This window comes from Siminovitchia sp. FSL H7-0308 (genome assembly GCF_037980985.1).
GTDB lineage: Bacteria > Bacillota > Bacilli > Bacillales > Bacillaceae_C > Siminovitchia > Siminovitchia thermophila.
Window position 1 is genome coordinate 896,087 of the sequence record NZ_CP150282.1, and the last position, 21,771, is coordinate 917,857.

The window sequence follows — 21,771 nt, forward strand, 5'->3', positions numbered from 1 at the left end:
AAATAACACAATATTCATAAAAAACCCATTTACCTTTATCCATTCTATAGCTACATTGCTTTCATGAAATGCAACAAAATCAGGGTTTTCCAATGCTATGAGGAATCTGTTTAGTATGACTCATAAACAAAACATGAATAGAGAGTGAATACTCATCTTTGTTGAAATGAATTTTCATACTCCTTAATCCCTTTTTTATATGCGGTATATTCATTATATTACAATAATTGAAGATGGTCATTTGTTAAGGGAAAAAATAAAGCCCCTCAAAGAACTTCATGAGTAAAGAATTTCTTTATTTTTCATGGTCCTTCTTTTGTAAAAAGATGTAGGATATCGTAAATTTCACATATATTCTCTCAATCGCTTGAATCTGTTTGTTGTGCTCTTTTTCGGCCAAACCGACTGCCCTGCATTTATCTTTCACATTCAAGTCAATTCTTGTCATGAGGGAACATCAGCTCAAAAGCGAACCTGCTCCGCCCTGGGAGCAGGTTTCTTTTGGAATATTTTATTGATTCGGTTCCTCTTTTTTATCTGGAACCGGATTGCCGCCATTTTCGTTCCCGTTCCCGTCGTTTCCACCTTGGTTAGGCTCTTTTGGTTCTTCCTTTTTCCCGTCATCTTTCTGTTGGTCTTTTGGCTCCTCTTTTGGTTCCTCTTTTTTAGGCGGCGGTGTATTTGGAGCCGGTGGTGTTGGTGCTTGTTGTTCCTTGTTGTTATCTTTATCTTTGTTTTTATCAACTTCGGTTTGTTTCTTTTGAGTATCCTCTGTTTTTGCCGGTTTGTTTACTTGCTTGGTTTCCATTTTGTTGGACGGTGCCGATTCACGGCCGGCAATATCGACGGCAACTACATAATACGAACCGCCGCCCGCCCGGTAGGATAGAGAAGAACCGGATGCGATAGACGCGACTCTTTTGCCTGACCCGGAATAGACCCGATAACCAACGACATCATGGCTGGGAGATTCATTCCAAGTGAGCAATCCGTTAGACATGGTGGTTGAAACACTTGCCGGTGCCTTTCCATCGTCCTGCATGATCGCTCCTGCAGCCAGTAAGTTTTTCCACCTTGGATCATTGTCCGGAATCAAATAAGCCGGATTAATCGCTCGTCCAAGTGAGATTTGTTTCACGAATTCTGGACTGAGCATACCGCCTGGTTTTGTAAATTCTTGTGGTGTGGAAGGCAGAGCCATGTATTTTTTTCCTTTGATCATGACGTACCGCCCGTTTCCTAAACTATTATCGACCTTCGTCGGCACAAATTTCGCGTTAAACAGATCAGACTGTACCAAGCCTGCTGCTGAACAGGCTTTTGATGGAAGCATTCCGGAAATGCCGCAATACGAACGCCGTACAATTCCACCTGGCATCTTGAACCTTTCTTTTGGTTTGACCAGGTCGGGAGCCGCGTCATAGGCGCCATTCATTAATCTTGCCCATATGTTGAGATTGCGTCTTCCTTCACTTCCATCAGTTGAAAGTGGGGCTGGCTTCCCATATCCAATCCAGGCGCCAAGTGTGACATTTGGATTGGAAGCAACGAACCATGCATCATTCGGTCCATTCGTTGTTCCCGTTTTTCCGGCCCAATCCGCTGAAAATTTTAGCATTCCGGGGACAGCAGAAGCCGTTCCGTATCTGAGCACATCTCGCATCATGTCAATCATTAAATAAGATGTTTGTGGGCTAAATACATCGACAGGCTTGGCTTTATGTTCATAAATAATATTGCCGTCATGATCCGTAATTTTTTCAATCATATAGGCATCGATGAATTTACCGCCATTGGCGAATGTCGTGAAAGCATTCGTGTTTTCTTCCACTGTAACCCCGTCTTCAACCCCGCCGAGTGCAGCGGCTATGTTGGTATGATCCGCTTTCGTCAGTGTCGTAAATCCCATTTTTTCCAAATAAGCGGCCGGGTTGTTGTTGACCGTTTTTAAGTACGTATAAACGGCGGAGGCGTTGTACGAATGGGCAAGCGCTTTTCGGGATGAAACAAGTCCATAATACCTGCCTGAATAGTTTCTAAAAACTTTACCGCCTGTTGAGAGTGGAATATCTGCCACAACCGCGCCAGGAGCGCTGAGCCCCATTTCCATAGCAGGCGCGTAGACGAGTAGTGGTTTCATCGTTGAACCATTTTGCCGCTTTGCCTTGGTGGCATGGTTCGTTGCTTCCAGTTTATGGTCGCGGCCGCCGACAAAGCTTAATATTTTACCGGTTTTATTTTCAATTAAAATGGCTCCCACTTGGACAGGTTCTTTGATTTTCTCCAATTTTCCCGTTTCCGGATTTCTCTCCTGCCTAACTTTCGTATAACCGTAATTGTTGTATTCATCTTTTACTTTTTGATGAGTGTCATATATTTGTTTATGAATTGTCGTATGGATATGATAGCCGTTGTGCCGGATGTCCCGACGTGCCAAAGTCTCATACTTGTTGTAAAGGCCCTTGTCCTTTTGCAAGTCCTTTTCACTGTAACCATCTTTCTTGGCAAGGATTTCCATCAATATGGTAATGCCGCGTCTTTCAATTTCTTCGGTCAGATATGGATATTGCTCATAAGCCCGCGGCTGTGGCTTGATAAAATCGCCTACAATATTATAATGAATCGCTTCTTCATATTCTTTTTGGGTAATAAACTCTTCTGCGCGCATCCGGGCCAAAACGGTTTTCATCCTGTTTAAGCCGGGTTCAAGAAGCGATTCCTCTTTTAATCCGCCGCCATTGGCAAATGGCGTATATCTGAACGGGCTTTGCGGCAAGCCGGCAATAAAAGCTGCTTGCGGCAAGTTCAGCTCTTTCGCATCCACCCCGAATATTCCTCTTGCCGCGGCCTGAACCCCGCCAATATTTTGTCCAGATGAATTTCTGCCAAATGTAGAAACATTCAAATAAGCTTCTAAAATTTCATCTTTTTCAAGAAACTTTTCAAGCCTTAGGGCAAGCAGGATTTCTTTTGCTTTTCGGTCAAAAGAAACTTCGTTCGTTAAAATTTGGTTTTTAATGAGCTGTTGTGTCAAAGTACTGCCGCCTGTTTGGACAGAAGAGTTGGTTAACTCCTGAAAAACAGCCCTCATTAAAGCTTTGGGAACGACCCCTTTATGCTCGTAAAAATACTCATCCTCTGTCGCGATGACGGCTTTTTTCAAATGATCCGAAACTTCTTCAATGCTGACTTCTTCTCTGTCAATGTCAGACTGGAGTTTCCCCAAATAAATATTGTCGGCAAAATAAAGCTTGGATGTTTCTTCATAATGGAAAATCTCCTGTTTCATATTGGAAGCGGGCCGGACTTTTTCATCTTTTACAAGTGATGCAAAATAGCCGGCGCCAACTCCGCCTGCAAAGATGCCGCCCAGTACGAGAAATATCGTCAATAGAAAGGTCAAGTTCCACGCCACGCCATATGTAATCCGGAAACCTTTCATCCATTCTTTTTTCTCAATGGTAAAAGCACGCTGTTTAAGTCGCTCCCATCGTGCCTTCAAAAAACTCTTCATACAAATACCTCCTGAAATCACAACTAATTATAGCATATGGAAGGCGTTTTTTCGTGACAATTTGACATGGCGGTGCATTGTAGCTACAATATTTTCTATACAACGATATATATTGAGCTAAGAATGGATCAAGTAGTCGACTGTCCCTGTTATGAAGAGAACCGGTGGTTGGTGAAAACCGGTACAAACAGTACGATGAAATACTTCCAGGAGCTTTTGCCGTGAACTTTCATAGTAGCGGCAAACGGTAAGAACCGTTATATCGATGAGCGGGGAAATTTGATTTCCCAAGTTGGGTGGTAACGCGGTGAATAAATCGTCCCTTCGTAGACAACGAAGGGGCGTTTTCTATTTTTAAACAGAAGGCAGGGAAATATGTTGAAGCAATTATTAGATGACTTAAAGTGGCGCGGCATTATTTATCAACAAACGGATGAAGAAGGCATAAAAGAAATTCTGGATAAGGAAAAAATTTCTTTATACTGTGGAGTCGATCCCACGGCAGACAGCATGCATATTGGACATTTATTGCCGTTTCTGACAATGCGCCGCTTTCAAAAACACGGGCATCGTCCGATCGTTTTGGTCGGAGGATTTACGGGACAGATTGGTGATCCGAGCGGTAAAAAAGAAGAAAGGCAGTTACAAACGCTGGAACAGGTTGAAAAAAATGTTCAAGGCATTAAGGCCCAATTGAGGCGGATTTTTGACTTTACGGGTGAAAACCGTGCTCGTATGACAAACAACTATGAGTGGCTCGGTTCGATGGACTTAGCGACATTTTTGCGTGATTTTGGCAAGCATATCGGCGTGAATTATATGCTTGCGAAAGAAACTGTTGCTACCCGTCTGGAAACGGGCATTTCCTTTACGGAATTCACCTATACGCTTCTGCAGGCGATCGATTTTCTGCACCTCTATAAAGAATACGGCTGTAAAATGCAAATTGGCGGTAGCGATCAGTGGGGGAACATTACGACAGGACTTGAATTTATCCGCAAAATGGCGGGAGAGGATGCCAAAGCCTACGGTTTAACGATTCCGCTCGTTACGAAAGCGGACGGAACAAAGTTTGGGAAAACGGAGGGAGGCGCCATTTGGCTTGATCCTGAAAAGACGACTCCTTACGAATTTTATCAATTTTGGATTAACACAGCCGATGCAGATACGGTTCAATACTTAAAGTATTTTACGTTCCTTGAGCGGGAAGAAATCGAAGCGCTTGAAAAATCACTGAAAGAAGAGCCGCATCTTCGCAAAGCACAAAAGGCGCTTGCTGAAGAAATGACACGTTTGATTCATGGGGAAGAAGCGCTTCAGCAGGCGATCCGGATTACCGAAGCTCTCTTTAGCGGTAATATAAAAGAGCTATCTATAGAAGAAATTGAACAAGGCTTTAAAGATGTTCCTTCATATGAGCATCAAGCTGAAGAAACAAATGGACTCGTGGATTTGCTCGTAGCCGCCAAAATTTCGCCGTCTAAGAGGCAGGCGAGGGAAGATATTCAAAATGGAGCGATTTCCGTTAATGGGGACCGAATCACCGACACCGGGTATGAGCTTGGGGAAAAAGACAGGCTCGGCGGAAAATTCACGATCATCCGTCGCGGGAAGAAAAAATACCATTTAATTCAATATTAAAAGTGAAACTCGGCAGCCGTCTGGCTTGCCGGGTTTTTTCATGAAAAATATTCCCGAATTCAATCCGATTATTTTAGCCGCAAAAGAACGCGGTTTTTAATCTCATAAAGTTGTACATAAGCGCACTGGCCCGGCCTTTTTGTGTGTACGGTTCGATTTTTGGTTTTAAACAATGCATAAACTCATCATCGCATATACAGGGATGAATATTGTTCTGCAGACAGTAGTCGTGTCTCATGCAACAAGCATCCACATCATTTACGGGAGCTCCAGGGCCGCTGCAGCCGGGGCCGCACCAATTGTACCCTGGAAAAATACAAAGACCCCGGCTTCTTCTCATGGCTCTTCGCAATCACAACACCTCCTGTATTAATATATGGAGGGATTGGAATATTGGCGATGGCATACGTCTTTTACCATTTAAATTGGTTTGTCGCCACTTTTTTCCTTTGGTGCTCTTTGCTCATTGTTTTTGTTTCTGCTCAGTCTATTTCCGGAGCTATATTCATAACCAAAATGTAGTCCGCCTGTTTTATTTTCATAATCGCCTGTTGTTACTCGATACTGCTTTTTTCCTTTTTGAACCATTTCGCGCGTTCTGCCTCCTTTAATAAGATTGTTCCCGATCATCTTCTTGAATGGATGCCTGCATTTCTTCCTCGTCAGGCTTTTGAAAACCTTTCTCCGGCTTGCCGGCGTTTTCAATGTCGCCGGAAGTTTCATAACCGCCAATATTCTTATTAGATGTCGTTCCGAAAAGGCCCATGCCATCCAATTCAGCATTCACGTTCTTTTGTTCTTTCTGTTTCTTGTCCAATGTTTCCACCTCCTACTGGTAATATGTCCTGAGAGGGATGAAATATGAGGAAAGGAAAAGCCTTAGAATCGGGAGCGGGCCGCAAATCTAAAGCTTCAGGGGCTTTTTCTAAAAAGATGTAATGATATGAAATTTTAACGTTTGATAATGGGTCATATTTTCCAGGACGAATGTGATATTATTCATGGAAAGGCTGGACATGTTTCAGTTGGGGACCGACAAAACAAAAGTAAAGGATCAATTATCAGTCTAGCTTTTTTCTTTGGAAAATATGTTGATCCGAAATTGAAAACTTGCGGGGAGTGACGGAGAATGCTGTTTGAATCAGAAAGATTAAGGTTAAGACAAATGACAACAGAGGATATAGAACTTTATCATGCATGGAGAAATGATATAGAGGTCATGCGTACAACGAATCCTTTTTTAGATGTATATCCGTTAGAAGCAACGAGACAATTTGTGGAGCAAATCATTTTGGGCTCCTCATCAGCAAAAAGTTATATGATCATTGAAAAAGAATTGAATTCACCCATTGGCATTACCTCGTTAATCAACATTGATTATAAGAATAGAAACGCTGAATGCATTATAGATATTGGAGAAAAAGATTATTGGGGAAAGGGTTATGGTTCAGAAGGGTTGAAGCTTTTGCTTGACTACGCATTTCTGGAAATGAATCTGCACAGGGTATCTCTAAAGGTTTTTTCATTTAATGAAAAAGCCATAAAATTATACAAAAAGATGGGATTTCAACCTGAGGGCACCAGTCGTGAGTGTTTGTTCAGGGAAGGGTCATGGCACGATATTATTCACATGGGGATCCTTCAGCATGAATATATGAATAGAAGCTTATAGGGAAGGGATGGAAAAACTCGTTCTCATGTACATGGAGGAAGACAAGGAACTGACAGAACGTCATGATGAACATGTAGACTGCGTAAGCATAAGCTGGCTGTCATAACGTAATGGATGAACATGTAGACTGCGTAAGCATAAGCTGGCTGTCATAACGTAATGGATGAACATGTAGACTGCGTAAGCACAAGTTGGCTGTCATAACGTAATGATGAACATGTAGACTGCGTAAGCATAAGCTGGCTGTCATAACGTCATGATGAACATGTAGGCTGCGTAAGCACAAGCTGGCTGTCATACGTAATGATGAACATGTAGGCTGCGTAAGCACAAGCTGGCTCTCATAACGTAATGATGAACATGTAGACTGCGTAAGCATAAGCTGGCTGTCATAACGAGTTCTATGTCAGAAGGCAAGTTTTCACCAACTTATTGCTGGGACGATGTGACATGTTATCCGAAGGGCGATAAAAAGCAGGCTGAGAAATTTCTCCGCCTGCGTCTGTCCATATTTCTTATTGAAAAATACGATCAATTTCCTGTATTTCTTCATTTGTTAATGTAACTTGCAATGTTTTTAAATTGCTTAGGACTTGTTCTTTTCGCTTCGCACCCGGAATGACGACATCAATGGCTTCCCTCGTTAAGTACCAGGCAAGCGCGACGTTTGCCGTTTCGACTCCTTTTTCATCCGCTATTGTGCGAAGCCGCTCCACTTTCTCCAGATTTTGAACAAAGGCTTCCCCTTGGAAATGAGGCATGTCAGCCCGCAAATCATTGAATGTTGATTCTTTCGTATATTTGCCAGCCAGCAGTCCGGCCGCAAGCGGAAAATACGGGATAAAGGAAAGATTCTGCTCAATCACATACGGGAAAATATCCTGTTCTGCTTCCCGGCTTAACAGATTGTAATTCCCCTGATAAACATCGACATAGCCATCTTTATTCGCTTCTTTTAACTGCTCCAGAGAAAAATTTGACAGTCCGATGCTGCGGATTTTTCCTTCATCTTTCATTTGCTTTAATGCGCCGACCGCTTCATCTTTTGGCGTGTCTTTATCGGGAAAATGAATATAAAGCAGATCAATATAATCAGTCTGCAGTCGTTTTAAGCTTTTTTCCACCTCTTTACGCAAAAATCCGGGGGAGTTGTCATATACCATTTCATCATCAACCTGCTTATGCGCCACTTTCGTCGCGATGACCACGTCCGTTCGATTGAAGTTTTCTTTCATGACCTCTCCAATCAATTCTTCCGAGCGGCCCAACCCATATATGTAGGCAGTATCCAGCATATTGATACCATTTTCAATCGCTGTCCGTACAAGTTGTTTTCCGGCTTCTTCATCTACATCACCGTATAAGTTGTGGCCGCCTACATAGTTTGTTCCCAAGGCAATCGGATTGACAAATAGGCCTGATTTCCCTAACCGCACTTTTTTCATATGAATCCCTTCTTTCTTATGGTTGATCACTCGTGGCAAATGGACTTTTCTTTAGTAAAAATACTAAAGAAGCGTGATGGTGAATTCAACTGAAATGCTTTTTTGCAAGGATGTCGCCGGCAGTTTTACTTGTATTCGACCAGGCGGGTGCCGTTTAATTTTGCAGTTTCCGTATTGCCCTTATTTTGACTTCGGACATTTTGGCGGGAAGCTACATCGACAAGAATGTGCTGGAATTTGGACAAGGAAATGAAAGCTGGGCTATCCCGGGTTCCGGTGTGGACATTGATCACTATATCCCTCGTCGGAACACTGGCATTCCTCGCTTCTTTTTTCGTGAACGCAAATGATTTGGAAGGAAGCTTGGGCATGCCCGGGTGGCGGGATATATTGTAAAAGATATGTCTCCTTACTTGAAAAAAGAAGGAGGACCCGATAAAATGAAATCAACGAATCATGAAACGGAGGTGGGGAGAGATGTTGAATCAAGCTGTTTTAGTGCACGGATTTTGGACGGAATTCTTATTGTTTAACCGTGCAAAATTTGCTGTTGCAGTTGTTAACGGGACACGTATGCCCTTTTTTAACAACTTAATAGCAAATCTAAAACGGTGAAAACATCTCTATACCCACGATATATAAGAACGGTTGAAGAGGAGCTTTCATGCTCTTTTTTTTGTGCCATTCATTATGCGTCAAAAGCCATGGGGAAAGTGTGTTTCCCATGGCTTTTTTGTGTTTATGTACTAAAGGAGGAAGTATACATGATGATTTGCAGCGTAAATAAACTTTCTAAAATGTATGGAGGAAATCTTTTATTTGACAATATATCATTTGACATTCAAGAAAGGGACCGAGTGGGGTTGGTCGGACGAAATGGAAGCGGCAAAACTACGTTATTGAAGTTGTTGGCTGGCAACGAAACGCCTGATTCGGGTCTCATTCATTGGAAAAAAGGCATTTCCATCGGTTATCTTGCACAAATTCCGGACTATCACAACCAATTGCCCGCTAGGGAAATATTAAAAACCGCTTTCACGGAACTTTTACAAATGGAAGAAAAGCTGAGGAAACTTGAAGAGAAAATGAGTCGTGAAACAAACGAAGCAACAATGGGGAAGTTAATAGACCAGTATGGCCATGTGCAAGATCAATTCTCCGTAAAGGGCGGATATGAAATAGATGCCAAAATAGAAAGAATCGTCAATGGCTTAAATATTTCCGACTTATTGGATAAGCGATACTCGGCCCTCAGCGGCGGAGAAAAGACAAAGGTAAGCTTGGCTTTTATTCTTCTCAAGAATCCTGACTTTTTATTGCTTGATGAACCGACAAATCATTTGGACTTGGCAACGGTGGAATGGTTGGGACACTTTTTGCAAGTTTATAACGGGACAGTTGTTGTCGTTTCCCATGACCGTTATTTTTTGGATGATGTCGTAGATAAAATGCTGGATTTGGAAGATGGGAAAGTTGAGCAGTACCATACAAATTATTCAGGCTTTGTGAAAGAAAAAGAAGAACGTTTACTAAGAGAATTCCGTGCCTATGAAGAACAACAAAAGAAAATAAAGAAAATGCAAGAAGCGATCAAACGCTTGCGCGATTGGGCAAACAGGGCCAATCCTCCCAATGAAGGGCTTCATAAACGAGCAAGAAATATGGAAAGGGCATTGGAAAGAATGGAAAAGTTGAATAGGCCTGTATTGCAACGCAAGAAAATGAAACTGGAAATGGCGGCAGGAGATCGAAGTGGAAAAGATGTCATACGGCTCAAAGGCGTCTCAAAGAGGTTTGGAGAAAAGCTCCTATTTAAGGATGTCAACATGCATGTGGCTTATCAACAGCGAGTGGCGATTATTGGAGAAAATGGCACAGGAAAATCAACGTTGATCAAAATGATTCTTCAACAATTCGCCCCCGATGAAGGAGAAGTGAGAATAGGCAGTAATGTAAAGATTGGCTATTTGTCTCAACATATTTTTTCGGAAGTGAAAGGTGAGACCGTCTTAGAAGCATTTCGCAATGAGGTGAGGATGACGGAGGGAGAAGCGAGGCATATTTTGGCGAGATTTTTATTTTATGGACATATGGTGTTCCACAAAGTTTCACAACTGAGTGGAGGAGAAAGAATGAGGCTTCGTCTGGCTCAACTGATGCACCAAGACACGAATTTGCTCATCTTAGACGAACCAACGAACCATCTTGATATTGAATCCCGAGAAGTATTGGAAGAAGCACTTGAAGATTATGACGGCACCATTTTAGCGGTTTCTCATGATCGTTATTTTCTCAACAAGCTGTTCGACAAGATTTATTGGATTCATTCAAAAGAAATGTATTGTTTTGGAGGAAACTTTAATTGGGCCAAAGAGAAAATGGTTGAAATGGGCATGTTTCCTAAATAACGGAGAGGTCTCAACTTCATGACAAATGCGGGGGATAGAAAGTGCGTTTTTTATACGAATTTCGTGTTGTATAATAACTGTAACAAAAACTTTGGGGGAATCGTCTATGATCCATGTTGCACTTCTTCGAGGGATTAATGTGGGAGGAAAAAATAAAGTTAATATGAAAGTGCTGAAACAATCATTTGAACGGGTGGGCATGAAAGCTGTTGTGACATATATCAATACGGGCAATATCATTTTTACAAACGATAGCCTTTCAAAAGCAGAAATCTCTCACATGTTGGAAGAAGTGATACAGGAAGATTTTGGATTATCCATTAAGGTGTTGGTCCGTAGCCTTGATGATTTTTCAATGATCATGGATTCCCTCCCTGAATCATGGAAAAACGATCAACACATGAAAAGTGATGTGATGTTTTTATGGGATGATGTGGATGATGAATCAGTACTCGGCAAGTTAGTCATTAAACCGGAGATTGATACAGTTCAATATGTGCCTGGGGCTGTTTTATGGTCCATTGACAGAAAAAATGTGACCAAAAGCGGGATGACAAAACTGGTGGGCACAAATTTATACAAGAAAATGACCGTCAGAAATGTTAACACAACACGCAAAATATATGAACTTATGCTGACAACACATTCATAAATGTTTATTCGCCGGTTTTTTAATCCGCAAGTAGGAAGGGAAAATCAAAAGCGGCCTTCGTCCTATATACCAAGGATGGAGGCCGCTTTTGCTTCCGGCTTGTTACATAAAGTGAGGTTACACACTCTTTTTGTTAAAAGAAGAACGCAATACAGTTCTCATTTCTTTAGCCGCGGAGGAATGAAATGAATCTCGGCGGGCATTCTACATTTTTGCGTTAGGAATAATCCAATTTAAGAAATATCCCCAATAGACAGAAAGCCCTGATATGCGGATTTAATACATACCGCACAAATCACGGTCATAGTTTAAAGTCTTTACCCAATGTAATATATTGGAAGGGGGAGGATGTCAATGAGGACAAATTTAATGAGATTTATATTCATTGCTGTTGCACTAGCGATGGGTGTAAGTACATTGGTTTTAAGTATTTAGGGAAAATTGAAGTTAATCATGCAATCACTTTATTATCAATTTTGGCGTTGTCTGTTTAGCAATATTGAAGTTACAAGAAAAATAATCAACCTTTTAAATTGCTATTTTTTTAATGCTCAAAGACCCTCAGAAATGGAGGTGGGGGGAGCTATTGATTTGTTTGGTGCGGCGGCTGGACAAAGGAAAAACTTCGGGAGCAAAGCATTCTTTAAAAACTGCCGCCAAAAATTCCCCAAAAGGATGTTTTGCTAAGAGTGAATTCAATATTCCAACCATTTTTCATAACACTTGTATGGTGGTTTCCAACAATCTGAATTTGTGCCCTTTTTATTATAGAAGCAGATTGTGGAACAACCACTTATAACTGTCGCTTAAACACAACAGAGAGTTAAAATTATAGCATTTCCTTATAATGAAGAGTGCTTTTTGCTTTTCAATAAAATTGATGAATCGATAATTATGTATTAATAAAAAGAAAATTTTTATTGAAATTCGATAAATGGTATCTTATAATCAATTTAAAAATAATGAAGTGAGGTGCTTTTTATGAAGCGGGGATCAACACTCTTTCTAAAGACGGCTGTTATTTTTATGGGAATGCCTGCTCTTGCTTTTTGTATATATGGATTGACTTGGTTAGTTAAAAATCCGGTAAATCCAGATTATGCCCATCTACTTTATCCAATTGGGATTGGTTTGTATGTATCGGTGATTCCATTTTTCGTGGCATTGTTTCAGGCTTTTAAGCTTTTAGGATATATTGACAATCACCAATCTTTCTCTGAATTATCTGTTAAACGTCTGAAAAATATCAAATTCTCTGCAATGGTGATCAGTGGCTTGTATGTCGTAATGACGCCATTTGTTTATCTCGTGGCGGAGATGGATGATGCACCAGGTCTCATCATAATCGGAATGATCCTTATCTTTGCTTCAATGGTAATCGCAGTCTTTGCTGCTGTTCTTCAAAGACTTTTAGAAGAAGCGATTCATATAAAATCAGAAAATGACTTAACAGTCTGAGGTGAAAGCAATGGCGATTATAATCAATATTGACGTGATGCTGGCTAAAAGGAAAATGAGCGTAACAGAACTTTCGGAGAAGGTTGGAATCACAATGGCTAACCTTTCTATATTGAAAAATGGAAAGGCAAAAGCCATTAGACTTTCAACTTTAGAGGCAATTTGCAAGGCCTTGGACTGTCAGCCCGGGGATATTTTAGAATACAGAAGTGATGAAAACACTTAATTGATTCTTACTCCTGTTGAATGTTGATTTATCTTTTCATATGAATCAAATGTATAAAAAAACTGCTACTCATGAACGAACAATAATCTCCGAAAAAGCATTGAGCTTGAACAATGGAGTTGTTCCGCCTTCTCTTAAATTTTTCCAGACATATATAGGCTTTTGGTCCTGCTTACAGGAGTCCTTTTTACAACGTATTCATGTCACAAGTGTAGTAGTTATTTATGCCAGATGTGGTGAGGCTTGCAGATATCTCTTTGTGGCAGTTGTCCCCTTGCAGCTGCGCTGTATTTGAACTTTTTACCCACCAATATGTGGGGCGGTGGCGTCTGCCCGTGTTTATCAGTCGTTATTATCGTCTTTTTATGCTACTTGCACTTGCTTTTATGTATGCATAGCAGAAGAGCTCGCATCCTCTTTGGAGCTTGGGAATATCCAAATCAAACCTCTTGTTCACGTGGGTTCATGAGTTTTATTAGGATGTTGCAGTAGCGACGTTAAAGCAGGCTAAGGAGGGAAAATGTCACGAGAGTAGATGCAAACAGGTTAATGTTCAGAAGGTGAGAAACGATCATATCAGCATATTAAATAACATATAAAAATAGAAGGAAAATAGCTTTTTAAATATATAAAGGCTTCTGAATTACATCTGAAAAGGTGCTGTGTCCGCCTCTGTCTGCAGTCTTGAACTGTGTCCAGAGGGTAATTGGAAAGATTTTAACAATATCGCGGGGGACAGACAATGTCAATGAAAATTCCTTTTTTAAAAAATAAGCAATCGAAAGAACTCTTCCACTATCCAGAAGATAATATACCCGAACATATATCCATCATTATGGACGGAAACGGACGCTGGGCGCATAAGCGGGGCATGCCCAGGGTTGCTGGCCATAAAGAAGGGGTATCTGCCGTCGTAAAAATTGTCAAAGCAGCAGTCAAGTGCAAAGTGAAGGTTCTGACACTTTATACGTTTTCCACGGAAAATTGGAAACGTCCAAAGCCAGAGATAGACTTTATATTGAGACTTCCCAAGGAGTTTCTGCATATTTATCTGCCAGACCTTATAGCCAATAATGTCCGCATCGAGGTAATCGGTGACAGGGCCAATCTTCCGGCCCATACATGGGAGGCCTTACAGTATGCAATTGAACGTACGCGGCATAATGACGGTCTTCAGTTGAATTTTGCGCTCAACTATGGAAGCAGGAGCGAGATGCTGAGTGCTATGAAAGAAATGTTCGCGGATGTAAACGATGCGAAATTGTCACTGGCTGACGTTGATGAAAAGCGGTTTTCAGAATATCTGTATACAGCTGGTATGACAGACCCCGACTTGCTTATTCGCACTGGTGGGGAAAAACGCCTGAGCAATTTTCTTCTCTGGCAGCTGGCGTACACGGAATTCTGGTTTACCGATGTGCTGTGGCCGGATTTCTCCGAGAAGGAATTTTTGCGCGCGCTTGAAGAATACCGAAAACGAAAAAGAAGGTATGGCGGAATATAAGATGGTGAAGGAAACATGATGCAGTCTCTTTTTTGTTAATCTCGAAACTTTCGTCGCAGTTGATGGCGTTTGGAGCGAATCACAATCAAGGAACGACGTTAGTGTTTTACCCGGACACCCGAACTGCTGAACAAGAACTATCGAAATATATGTCCAATAGCATTCGATAAAGTCCATACTGTTCCAGTGGAAAAAGACGTTCCTCGAATAACGCAGTGATGTGAAATGATATGGAGCTAATCCGCGTCAGCATCAGCATCCGCGTTGGCTTTGAGTTACGTTTGAAAGGACGTTTGGATTTCATTAACAACGACGACGCCAAAAGGATTGAACGATAAAGCTTTTAGATAGGATACTCGGTTTTGAGCCAATCCTGCCACGCCGAACCGAGTTGGATTTTTGATGGGAAAATTTGTGGGATTGAAGCAAAGACTAAAGAAGACAGGGTTTTTTTATACAAAGAGGCTTTAGCGAAAATATGATCAAATGGACTGGAATGTGAATTGTTACATGCAATGGTGATATTGTTCCACCCCAAAAACTTTTGGCTGGCTGAAAAAGACATTAGTGATAAAGTTGGGAATCGACATAAAAAATCTTGATAAGAATTGTTAAGCAAGATACATGAAGTGATCAATCCGGCGTCTGGCCGATCATTTTGATTAAGAACTTCCCTAAACAGCTAAATGATACTGTTACTCAAATAAAAAGCCCCAAAAACCTTTATATACCAAGGGTTTGGGGCTTTTAAATATTGTGCTATACAAAGCAATCTTATTAACGTGAGTAGAACTCAACGATAAAGGCCTCATTGATTTCGGGAGGCAATTCGGAACGCTCTGGGAGACGTACCAATGTTCCTTCAAGCTTGTCTGGATCAAAAGAAACGTATTCTGGAACAAAGTTAGTAGCCTCGACAGAGTCCTTGATAATGTCAAGGTTTCTTGACTTTTCGCGAACGCTGATGACTTGGCCAGGGATGACTTTGTAAGACGGAATGTCAACGCGACGTCCATCTACCAGGATATGTCCATGGTTTACGAGCTGGCGTGCCTGGCGGCGAGTGCGCGCAAGACCTAGACGGTAAACGATGTTGTCAAGGCGCTGTTCAAGAAGGATCATGAAGTTTTCACCATGTTTACCTTTCATTTTTCCAGCTCTGTTAAAAGTGTTTTTGAACTGGCGCTCAGTAACACCGTACATATGGCGAAGCTTTTGTTTTTCCTGAAGCTGCAATCCATATTCAGATAGTTTTTTGCGTTGGTTCGGACCATGTTGTCCTGGTGCATATGGGCGTTTTTCCAATTCTTTTCCAGTACCGCTTAAAGAAATGCCGAGTCGGCGTGATAATTTCCAGCTTGGGCCGGTATAACGAGCCATAAATGACTCCTCCTTTGGTTTTATTTTGTTGTAAAATAAAAACCGATACGAGATTTACATAGACGGATATTTTATTTTCATGCACCTTCGCCCTAGCAGCAGCGGGTTACGCGATGCACCTCAAAAGAGGAATAAAATACGGCACATCCATGCAATCTTTCAGGCTGCATTATTTTACACACAAGCTCAATTATATGGGGAATTACGTATAAAGTCAAGATTCTCTTTTTCGTTTGGTGCAGCGGCAAATCCGATTTCGCGCAGACTCTTTGGCAGCATATGATCAAGCCGCCAATTCCGGGCTGATCGCGGGGCAAGCCAAAGCCCTTACCCGCGCATAGCTGGAAATACCGGCGCATAGAAAGAAATACCCGCGCATAGAAAGAAATACCCGCGTATAGCCGGAAATACCCGCGCATAGCCGGAAATACCCGCGCATAGAGAGAAATACCCACGTATAGCCGAAAATACCCGCGCATAGAGAGAAATACCCACGTATAGCCGGAAATACCCGCGTATAAGCGAAAATCTCAGCACTAAAGCGCTGCCCGGTCCTCAAAACTAAATGTGACCATTGTTCGACTGGCCTGTGGACCCTATTCCCACTCAAAAAACATCATTTTTATCACATTTCACAAAAATATGTCGAGAAATTTTCGCAGGTGAAAGGCGTGACCGCACCGAAATGGTATATATCATGTCTTTTACGAGCTCCGGATCTTCAAGACAATGGATCAAAAGGAGGTTTCACATTGTCTGTTTCTGTAAATAATACGAAAGAATTGATCTTTGAAGCGGCGATAGAACTGTTTCATGCCAAGGGTTTCAAAGGGACGACGATCCGTGACATAGCTGCCAAGGCAAGGGTTAATCCTGCGAATATTTCTTATTATTTTCAAGGAAAGCAAGGTTTGCTTGAAGCTTGTCTGATCCGCTTTTTTGAATCTTATGTGCTGTGTCTGGAAGAAGAAGCAAAAAAGTTGGAGTGGGAAGAGCCGGAAATTTGTTTCAATAGAGCGATTAAAAAGATTTTATATTATCAAAGTGAATGCTATTTGTTAACAAGGCTTGTATGGAGGGAGATCACGATTGATTCCCAAGTGTCACGGGAAATTATTTCATCCTACTTGATGAAGGAACGATATTACCTGAAAATATTGGCTTCAGCGGTGCTTGAGGAAAAGAAAACAGTTTTGCCGTTGAGTATGTTCATTATCCAGTTGAAGGGAATGCTGACCATGCCTTATTTAAACAGCCAATATGTAAGTGAAGTGTGGGGAATCCATCTGCAAGATTCTTATTTTATAGAAAAATATTACGGATTTATCAAGGACTGGGTTGGTGCAACGATCGGGTCCCGACGAGATTCTGCCTATGTTGAGTCGCTTCAGCCTGCTGCTTTGAAGAGTGTTTAACGCCCGGCATGACAGGGCGTTTTTTTATTGTTTAAGCTCAAAAGACAGGCAGGATATGGATTGAAAAATGGGAACTCAAGAGGCGGAGCGAATTTTTTTCCTTATTCGTTATAGAAATAAATTGAGAAAAATATGCATTTATCAGTCAAAAAATGTCGCCGACATGGTATTATAGAAGGAAATAAAAAGATATACGAAAGTTGATATATATATGTTTGGGCTGAATGATGGAAGGAGCAGGGGCAGACAATGAAATACGGTGTTGAACTCGTCATCAGCGCGATCATCTTTGTCATTCTTTTGTTTGTGGTGGGTTATATCATCCGAAAAAAGTATTACAAGGACATTGATCAGCTGGAAGCGGTAAAAATGGAAATCATGAACCAGCCTGTCGCAGCAGAATTGGCAAAAGTAAAGCAGTTGAATATGACAGGAAAAACGGAGGAATTATTTGAAAAATGGCGGAAAACATGGGATGAAATTGTCACTGTCCGATTACCTCATATTGATGAGCTTCTCTTTGATGCGGAGGAATTTACGGATAAATTCCATTTTAACAAAGTGAAAGAAGTCCGTGCAAAAATTGAAACGAGCTTGTCAGAAATTGATAAAGATATTCAAGAAATTCTCGATCAATTAAAAGAGCTTGTTGAAAGTGAAGAAAAAAATAGAACTGATTTTGATCAGTTGAAAGAGACATATAACAAAACAAAGAAAAGGCTGATTACAGAAGGTCATACATATGGAAGTGCGCTGAATCGTTTGGATAGCATGTTAAAAGAAGTTGGAGAAAAAATTGCCAACTATGAGCAATTAACGGAACAAGGCGACTATCTTGGGGCGCGGAAAGTAATTCTTTCTGTAGCTGATGAGTTGAAGCTGCTGGAAGAAAAGTTGCAAAAGGTTCCGATCTTGTTGAAGGAATGCCAGACAAGTATTCCTTCCAAATTGGAAGAGTTGACAAGTGGCTATCGGGAAATGATCGAACAAGGATACGTCCTGGAACATATCCAAATGGATCAAATGATGGAAAGTATCAAAAAAGAGATGGAAACATACAAGGAGCTTTTGTCCAATACCGAAACCGAAGAAGTGGAAAAAGGGCTGGAAGAAGCGAAAGAAAAAATTGAATCACTTTATGACCTTTTGGAAAAAGAAGTATATGCAAGGCAATATATCATGCAAAAAAACGAAGAGACGGAAGCCTTTTTGCTTAAACTGGTTGAAGAAAATGCCAAACTCCTATCGGAGACTGATCAAGTTCAAGAGAGTTATCAATTAATGGAGAATCATTTGGACATCCCAGTAAATTTGGAAAAATCATTAAGCCAGCTAGTAAAGCGCAACGAGTTGCTCAAAGAAAAACTGGCAGAGGATCGATCAGCTTTTTCTTTTCTAGGTGAAGAATTAGCCGAAATAGAAAGCGAGCTGGAACAATTGGAAAAGGAGCAAAAAGCTTTTGCAGAACATCTCCAACGCTTGCGAAAAGATGAGCTGGAGGCACGGGAAAAAATTGCCGACCTCAAGAGGAAAATAAGCGAAATCGTCCGGCTTGTGCAAAAAAGCCGTATGCCGGGATTGCCAAGTGATGTCGAGTCGCTTTATGAACAGGCGGGCGAGCAAGTGGAAGATGTGTTTCGCTGTCTGCGGGAAAAACCATTGAACATGGAAATGGTTCAAAAATATTTATATGAGGCAACCGATACGGTCGATCACTTGTATAATCGGATGGAAGAGCATATCGAAAACGCAAGGTTTGCCGAACAGGTTATTCAATATGCAAATCGGTACAGGGGACAAGATAAGGAGCTTCGGGAAAGCTTGGAAACGGCTGAGCGCGCCTTTCGTAATTATGAATACCGTGCGGCATTGGAGCAAGCAGCCACAGCCGTTGAAAAAATAGAACCCGGTGCCTTAAAGCGGATTGAGCAAATGTTTAATGAAGAGCTGCATGTGTAAAAAGAGCGAACCGAAGGGGATTCGCTCTTTTTGCTTAAAATTTTGCCATCCATATTTTCATCATTCATTGTGTATGTTAATATGTATGATTGACTATCGAATTCATTAGTAGGTGTAACCATGATTTATTTGGATAATAGTGCTACTACAAAACCTTATGACGCTGTCATAAAAGCATTTACAGATGTCAGCAGACAATTTTTCGGCAATCCTTCTTCACTTCACGTAATGGGAGGAGAAGCGGAAAAGCTTTTAACAAAAGCACGTGAACAAATCGCGCATCTTGCTGCTGTAACACCCGGTGAAATTTATTTTACATCGGGGGGCTCCGAAGGAAATAACCTGGCGATCAAAGGAACGGCCATGATGTATCGAGACCGCGGCAACCATATTATTACGACAAGCGTGGAGCACCCGTCCGTAAAGGAATCTTGTGAACAATTGCGGGAATTGGGATATCAAGTGACGTACATTCCCGTAAACAAAGATGGATTTATTCATCCAGATGATATAGCACATCATATAACTGATCAAACGATTCTTGTTTCCGTCATTCATGTAAACAATGAAGTGGGAATGATACAGCCGATTGCCCAGATCGGCAAGCTTTTAAAACAATTTCCGAAAGTACTATACCATGTCGACCACGTTCAAGGTGCGGCCAAGGTGCCTTTGGATCTGTATGAATCGAACATTGACATCTGCACTTTTTCTGCCCACAAATTTCATGGATTGAAAGGGAATGGGTTTGTTTTTATAAGAGATGGCGTTAGAATCGCGCCGCTCTTATCAGGGGGAAACCAGGAGAATGGTATGAGAAGCGGGACGGAAAATACAGCCGGGATCGTGGCAATGGCGAAGGCCTACCGGATGGCGGAAGAAAAGCGGAAACGAGAAATGGAAAAGCTGTGGCAAATCCGCGCCTATTTGTTCAACGAGTTCCAAAAAATGCCGGATTTGCTTGTCAACACGCCTGAAGAAAAAGCGGCCCCCCATATCATCAATGTTTCTTGCGTGGGACTAAAAGGTGAAGTCGTTGTTCATGCTTTATCGGAAGAAGGGATGATCGTATCAACGACGAGTGCCTGCTCTTCCAAAGATAAAACACCAAGCGGTACGTTGAAGGCGATGGGGGTGTCTGATTCAATCGCAAATGGGGCGATCAGAATTAGCCTTTCGTATGAAAACACAATGGATGAAGCGGTGCAAATGGTGGCCGCGCTTGAAAAAGTGCTGGTTAGATTAACGAAAGTAATGAGGCGAAACGGATGAAATATGACAGAATATTGATCAGATACGGAGAAATGACATTAAAAGGGAGAAATCGCAAGCATTTTATCAGAATGCTGAAGAAAAACATTCAATATATTTTATATAAGTTCCGCAATGCCAAAGTAGAAGCGGCACATGACAGAATGTACATCATTTTAAATGGGGAGCCTTACGAGCAAATTATGACAAAGCTGCGTCATGTTTTTGGGATCCAATCGTTCAGCCCCGCGGTGAAAACACCAAAAGATATAGAGGAAATCAGGAACGCAGCCCTTTTTGTCGTTCAAAAAACGTACGAGCCGGGGAATACGTTCAAAATATCGGCGCGCCGGGCCGATAAAACGTTTGAATATGATACGAACGAGCTTAATCATGCTGTTGGCGCCCATATTTTGATTAACGTGGAAGGCATTCGGGTGGATGTGAAAAAACCGGATATTAATGTGGTTGTTGAAATCAGGCACGATGCCGCCTATATATCCGGAGAAATCATTCAAGGCAGAGGCGGCTTTCCCGCGCGTTCATCTGGAAAAGCGATGTTAATGCTTTCGGGCGGTATTGACAGTCCCGTTGCCGGATATTTGGCAATGAAGCGGGGAGTTGACATTGAGGCCGTTCATTTTCATAGTCCGCCGTATACGAGTGAGCGGGCCAAGCAAAAAGTGCTGGATATAGCGGCCAAGCTTGCTCCTTTTACCGGAAGGGTTAAAGTCCATATCGTTCCGTTTACGAACATTCAGGAAACGATTCATAAGGTAATTCCTGAGGGATATTCCATGACTGCCACAAGAAGAATGATGCTCAGGATTACAGATGAACTGAGAGAAAAACATGAGGCGCTTGCGATTATTAATGGAGAAAGCCTGGGACAGGTTGCCAGTCAAACAATGGAAAGCATGTTGGCTATTAATGATGTCACGAATACCCCTATACTGAGGCCGTTAATTGCGATGGACAAAAATGAAATTATCCAAATTGCAAGAGATATCGACACTCTTGACATTTCTAACAGACCCTATGAGGATTGTTGTACCATTTTTACCCCGCCAGCACCAAAAACAAGGCCAAAAAGAGAAAAAATCATTGAATATGAGAGTAAGTTTGATTGGAAACCGCTGTTATCCGAAGCCATTGACCAAACGGAGACGGTTGTCGTCAAAAGTGGCGGAATCGAACAGGAAACCGGAGAAGATCACGCCCATTTATTCTAATTGTAGAATCTTTT

Annotated in this window: 19 protein-coding genes and 1 other annotated feature; of the genes, 12 read left to right on the forward strand and 7 right to left on the reverse strand. The window is 41.6% G+C overall.

The annotated features are described in order from the left end of the window. Positions 1 to 295: 295 nt before the first annotated feature. Positions 296 to 448: a hypothetical protein gene (locus MHB50_RS04290; protein ID WP_171973854.1), complete on the reverse strand. Its 153-nt coding sequence runs from the start codon at positions 446 to 448 to the stop codon at positions 296 to 298. Between the two features lie 63 nt (positions 449 to 511). Then, the gene (locus tag MHB50_RS04295) at positions 512 to 3,514 is read right to left on the reverse strand and encodes a transglycosylase domain-containing protein (RefSeq protein ID WP_077110777.1); all 3,003 of its coding nucleotides are present in this window, start codon (positions 3,512 to 3,514) and stop codon (positions 512 to 514) included. Positions 3,515 to 3,624: 110 nt separating this feature from the next. Beyond that, positions 3,625 to 3,841, forward strand: a binding site (T-box leader). Positions 3,842 to 3,889: 48 nt separating this feature from the next. Here MHB50_RS04295 and tyrS point away from each other — a divergent pair. Further along, a complete protein-coding gene (gene tyrS, locus MHB50_RS04300) occupies positions 3,890 to 5,155 on the forward strand; it encodes a tyrosine--tRNA ligase (protein WP_077110779.1) in 1,266 nt (421 codons plus the stop codon). Positions 5,156 to 5,228: 73 nt separating this feature from the next. Here tyrS and MHB50_RS04305 read toward each other — a convergent pair whose 3' ends face one another. The 3 genes from MHB50_RS04305 to MHB50_RS04315 all read right to left on the reverse strand — a co-directional run bounded on the left by MHB50_RS04305 (position 5,229) and on the right by MHB50_RS04315 (position 5,972). Then, complete coding sequence (locus MHB50_RS04305) at positions 5,229 to 5,495, reverse strand: phospholipase (RefSeq protein ID WP_077110864.1); 267 nt, start codon at positions 5,493 to 5,495, stop codon at positions 5,229 to 5,231. A gap of 80 nt (positions 5,496 to 5,575) precedes the next feature. Continuing rightward, the gene (locus tag MHB50_RS04310) at positions 5,576 to 5,743 is read right to left on the reverse strand and encodes a hypothetical protein (protein WP_171973855.1); all 168 of its coding nucleotides are present in this window, start codon (positions 5,741 to 5,743) and stop codon (positions 5,576 to 5,578) included. A gap of 19 nt (positions 5,744 to 5,762) precedes the next feature. Continuing rightward, positions 5,763 to 5,972, reverse strand: a complete 210-nt coding sequence (locus tag MHB50_RS04315; RefSeq protein ID WP_077110781.1) for a hypothetical protein — start codon at positions 5,970 to 5,972, stop codon at positions 5,763 to 5,765. 312 nt (positions 5,973 to 6,284) lie between these two features. Here MHB50_RS04315 and MHB50_RS04320 point away from each other — a divergent pair, with 312 nt between their 5' ends. Further along, positions 6,285 to 6,827, forward strand: a complete 543-nt coding sequence (locus tag MHB50_RS04320) for a GNAT family protein (protein WP_077110783.1) — start codon at positions 6,285 to 6,287, stop codon at positions 6,825 to 6,827. Between the two features lie 515 nt (positions 6,828 to 7,342). On the opposite strand, the gene MHB50_RS04325 is transcribed toward MHB50_RS04320, so the two are convergent. Next, positions 7,343 to 8,272 (reverse strand): aldo/keto reductase, encoded by a 930-nt coding sequence (locus MHB50_RS04325; protein WP_077110785.1) that lies wholly within the window; start codon positions 8,270 to 8,272, stop codon positions 7,343 to 7,345. A 498-nt stretch (positions 8,273 to 8,770) separates the two neighbouring features. Between MHB50_RS04325 and MHB50_RS04330 the strand changes: the two genes are divergently transcribed. From MHB50_RS04330 to MHB50_RS04355, 6 genes are all read left to right on the forward strand, one after another. Continuing rightward, a complete protein-coding gene (locus MHB50_RS04330) occupies positions 8,771 to 8,887 on the forward strand; it encodes an RAxF-45 family protein (RefSeq protein ID WP_321189662.1) in 117 nt (38 codons plus the stop codon). Positions 8,888 to 8,976: 89 nt separating this feature from the next. Beyond that, positions 8,977 to 10,680 carry an ABC-F type ribosomal protection protein gene (gene abc-f / locus MHB50_RS04335; RefSeq protein ID WP_340084899.1) on the forward strand — a complete coding sequence of 568 codons (1,704 nt, stop codon included), beginning with the start codon at positions 8,977 to 8,979 and terminating at the stop codon, positions 10,678 to 10,680. Positions 10,681 to 10,786: 106 nt separating this feature from the next. Further along, positions 10,787 to 11,332 carry a DUF1697 domain-containing protein gene (locus MHB50_RS04340; RefSeq protein ID WP_077110789.1) on the forward strand — a complete coding sequence of 182 codons (546 nt, stop codon included), beginning with the start codon at positions 10,787 to 10,789 and terminating at the stop codon, positions 11,330 to 11,332. A gap of 981 nt (positions 11,333 to 12,313) precedes the next feature. Continuing rightward, positions 12,314 to 12,790: a DUF2975 domain-containing protein gene (locus tag MHB50_RS04345; RefSeq protein WP_077110793.1), complete on the forward strand. Its 477-nt coding sequence runs from the start codon at positions 12,314 to 12,316 to the stop codon at positions 12,788 to 12,790. A 10-nt stretch (positions 12,791 to 12,800) separates the two neighbouring features. Continuing rightward, entirely contained in the window at positions 12,801 to 13,016 is a 216-nt protein-coding gene (locus MHB50_RS04350) for a helix-turn-helix transcriptional regulator (protein ID WP_077110794.1), read from the forward strand. Positions 13,017 to 13,758: 742 nt separating this feature from the next. Continuing rightward, on the forward strand, positions 13,759 to 14,520 hold the full coding sequence (locus MHB50_RS04355) for an isoprenyl transferase (protein WP_077110796.1): 762 nt from the start codon (positions 13,759 to 13,761) through the stop codon (positions 14,518 to 14,520). Positions 14,521 to 15,297: 777 nt separating this feature from the next. On the opposite strand, the gene rpsD is transcribed toward MHB50_RS04355, so the two are convergent. Further along, the gene (rpsD, locus tag MHB50_RS04360) at positions 15,298 to 15,900 is read right to left on the reverse strand and encodes a 30S ribosomal protein S4 (RefSeq protein WP_077110798.1); all 603 of its coding nucleotides are present in this window, start codon (positions 15,898 to 15,900) and stop codon (positions 15,298 to 15,300) included. Positions 15,901 to 16,652: 752 nt separating this feature from the next. Here rpsD and refZ point away from each other — a divergent pair. The 4 genes from refZ to thiI all read left to right on the forward strand — a co-directional run bounded on the left by refZ (position 16,653) and on the right by thiI (position 21,757). Continuing rightward, positions 16,653 to 17,315 carry a forespore capture DNA-binding protein RefZ gene (gene refZ, locus MHB50_RS04365; RefSeq protein WP_077110802.1) on the forward strand — a complete coding sequence of 221 codons (663 nt, stop codon included), beginning with the start codon at positions 16,653 to 16,655 and terminating at the stop codon, positions 17,313 to 17,315. A 249-nt stretch (positions 17,316 to 17,564) separates the two neighbouring features. Further along, positions 17,565 to 19,274, forward strand: a complete 1,710-nt coding sequence (gene ezrA, locus MHB50_RS04370) for a septation ring formation regulator EzrA (RefSeq protein ID WP_077110804.1) — start codon at positions 17,565 to 17,567, stop codon at positions 19,272 to 19,274. Positions 19,275 to 19,394: 120 nt separating this feature from the next. Next, positions 19,395 to 20,546 carry a cysteine desulfurase family protein gene (locus tag MHB50_RS04375; protein WP_077110806.1) on the forward strand — a complete coding sequence of 384 codons (1,152 nt, stop codon included), beginning with the start codon at positions 19,395 to 19,397 and terminating at the stop codon, positions 20,544 to 20,546. Beyond that, entirely contained in the window at positions 20,543 to 21,757 is a 1,215-nt protein-coding gene (gene thiI, locus MHB50_RS04380; RefSeq protein WP_340084904.1) for a tRNA uracil 4-sulfurtransferase ThiI, read from the forward strand. The genes MHB50_RS04375 and thiI overlap by 4 nt, the downstream gene beginning before the upstream one ends. Positions 21,758 to 21,771 lie beyond the last annotated feature (14 nt).

What these genes read in the sequence shown, in the direction of transcription:
- MHB50_RS04320 (WP_077110783.1), top strand. Translation starts at nt 6,285, where the DNA reads ATGCTGTTTGAATCAGAAAGATTAAGGTTAAGACAAATGACAACAGAG.
- rpsD (WP_077110798.1), bottom strand. Translation starts at nt 15,900, where the DNA reads ATGGCTCGTTATACCGGCCCAAGCTGGAAATTATCACGCCGACTCGGC.
- MHB50_RS04295 (WP_077110777.1), bottom strand. Translation starts at nt 3,514, where the DNA reads ATGAAGAGTTTTTTGAAGGCACGATGGGAGCGACTTAAACAGCGTGCT.
- ezrA (WP_077110804.1), top strand. Translation starts at nt 17,565, where the DNA reads ATGAAATACGGTGTTGAACTCGTCATCAGCGCGATCATCTTTGTCATT.
- MHB50_RS04340 (WP_077110789.1), top strand. Translation starts at nt 10,787, where the DNA reads ATGATCCATGTTGCACTTCTTCGAGGGATTAATGTGGGAGGAAAAAAT.
- MHB50_RS04325 (WP_077110785.1), bottom strand. Translation starts at nt 8,272, where the DNA reads ATGAAAAAAGTGCGGTTAGGGAAATCAGGCCTATTTGTCAATCCGATT.
- abc-f (WP_340084899.1), top strand. Translation starts at nt 8,977, where the DNA reads ATGGGGAAAGTGTGTTTCCCATGGCTTTTTTGTGTTTATGTACTAAAG.
- MHB50_RS04310 (WP_171973855.1), bottom strand. Translation starts at nt 5,743, where the DNA reads ATGGTTCAAAAAGGAAAAAAGCAGTATCGAGTAACAACAGGCGATTAT.
- MHB50_RS04350 (WP_077110794.1), top strand. Translation starts at nt 12,801, where the DNA reads ATGGCGATTATAATCAATATTGACGTGATGCTGGCTAAAAGGAAAATG.
- MHB50_RS04305 (WP_077110864.1), bottom strand. Translation starts at nt 5,495, where the DNA reads ATGAGAAGAAGCCGGGGTCTTTGTATTTTTCCAGGGTACAATTGGTGC.
- thiI (WP_340084904.1), top strand. Translation starts at nt 20,543, where the DNA reads ATGAAATATGACAGAATATTGATCAGATACGGAGAAATGACATTAAAA.
- MHB50_RS04345 (WP_077110793.1), top strand. Translation starts at nt 12,314, where the DNA reads ATGAAGCGGGGATCAACACTCTTTCTAAAGACGGCTGTTATTTTTATG.
- MHB50_RS04375 (WP_077110806.1), top strand. Translation starts at nt 19,395, where the DNA reads ATGATTTATTTGGATAATAGTGCTACTACAAAACCTTATGACGCTGTC.
- MHB50_RS04355 (WP_077110796.1), top strand. Translation starts at nt 13,759, where the DNA reads ATGTCAATGAAAATTCCTTTTTTAAAAAATAAGCAATCGAAAGAACTC.
- tyrS (WP_077110779.1), top strand. Translation starts at nt 3,890, where the DNA reads ATGTTGAAGCAATTATTAGATGACTTAAAGTGGCGCGGCATTATTTAT.
- MHB50_RS04290 (WP_171973854.1), bottom strand. Translation starts at nt 448, where the DNA reads ATGACAAGAATTGACTTGAATGTGAAAGATAAATGCAGGGCAGTCGGT.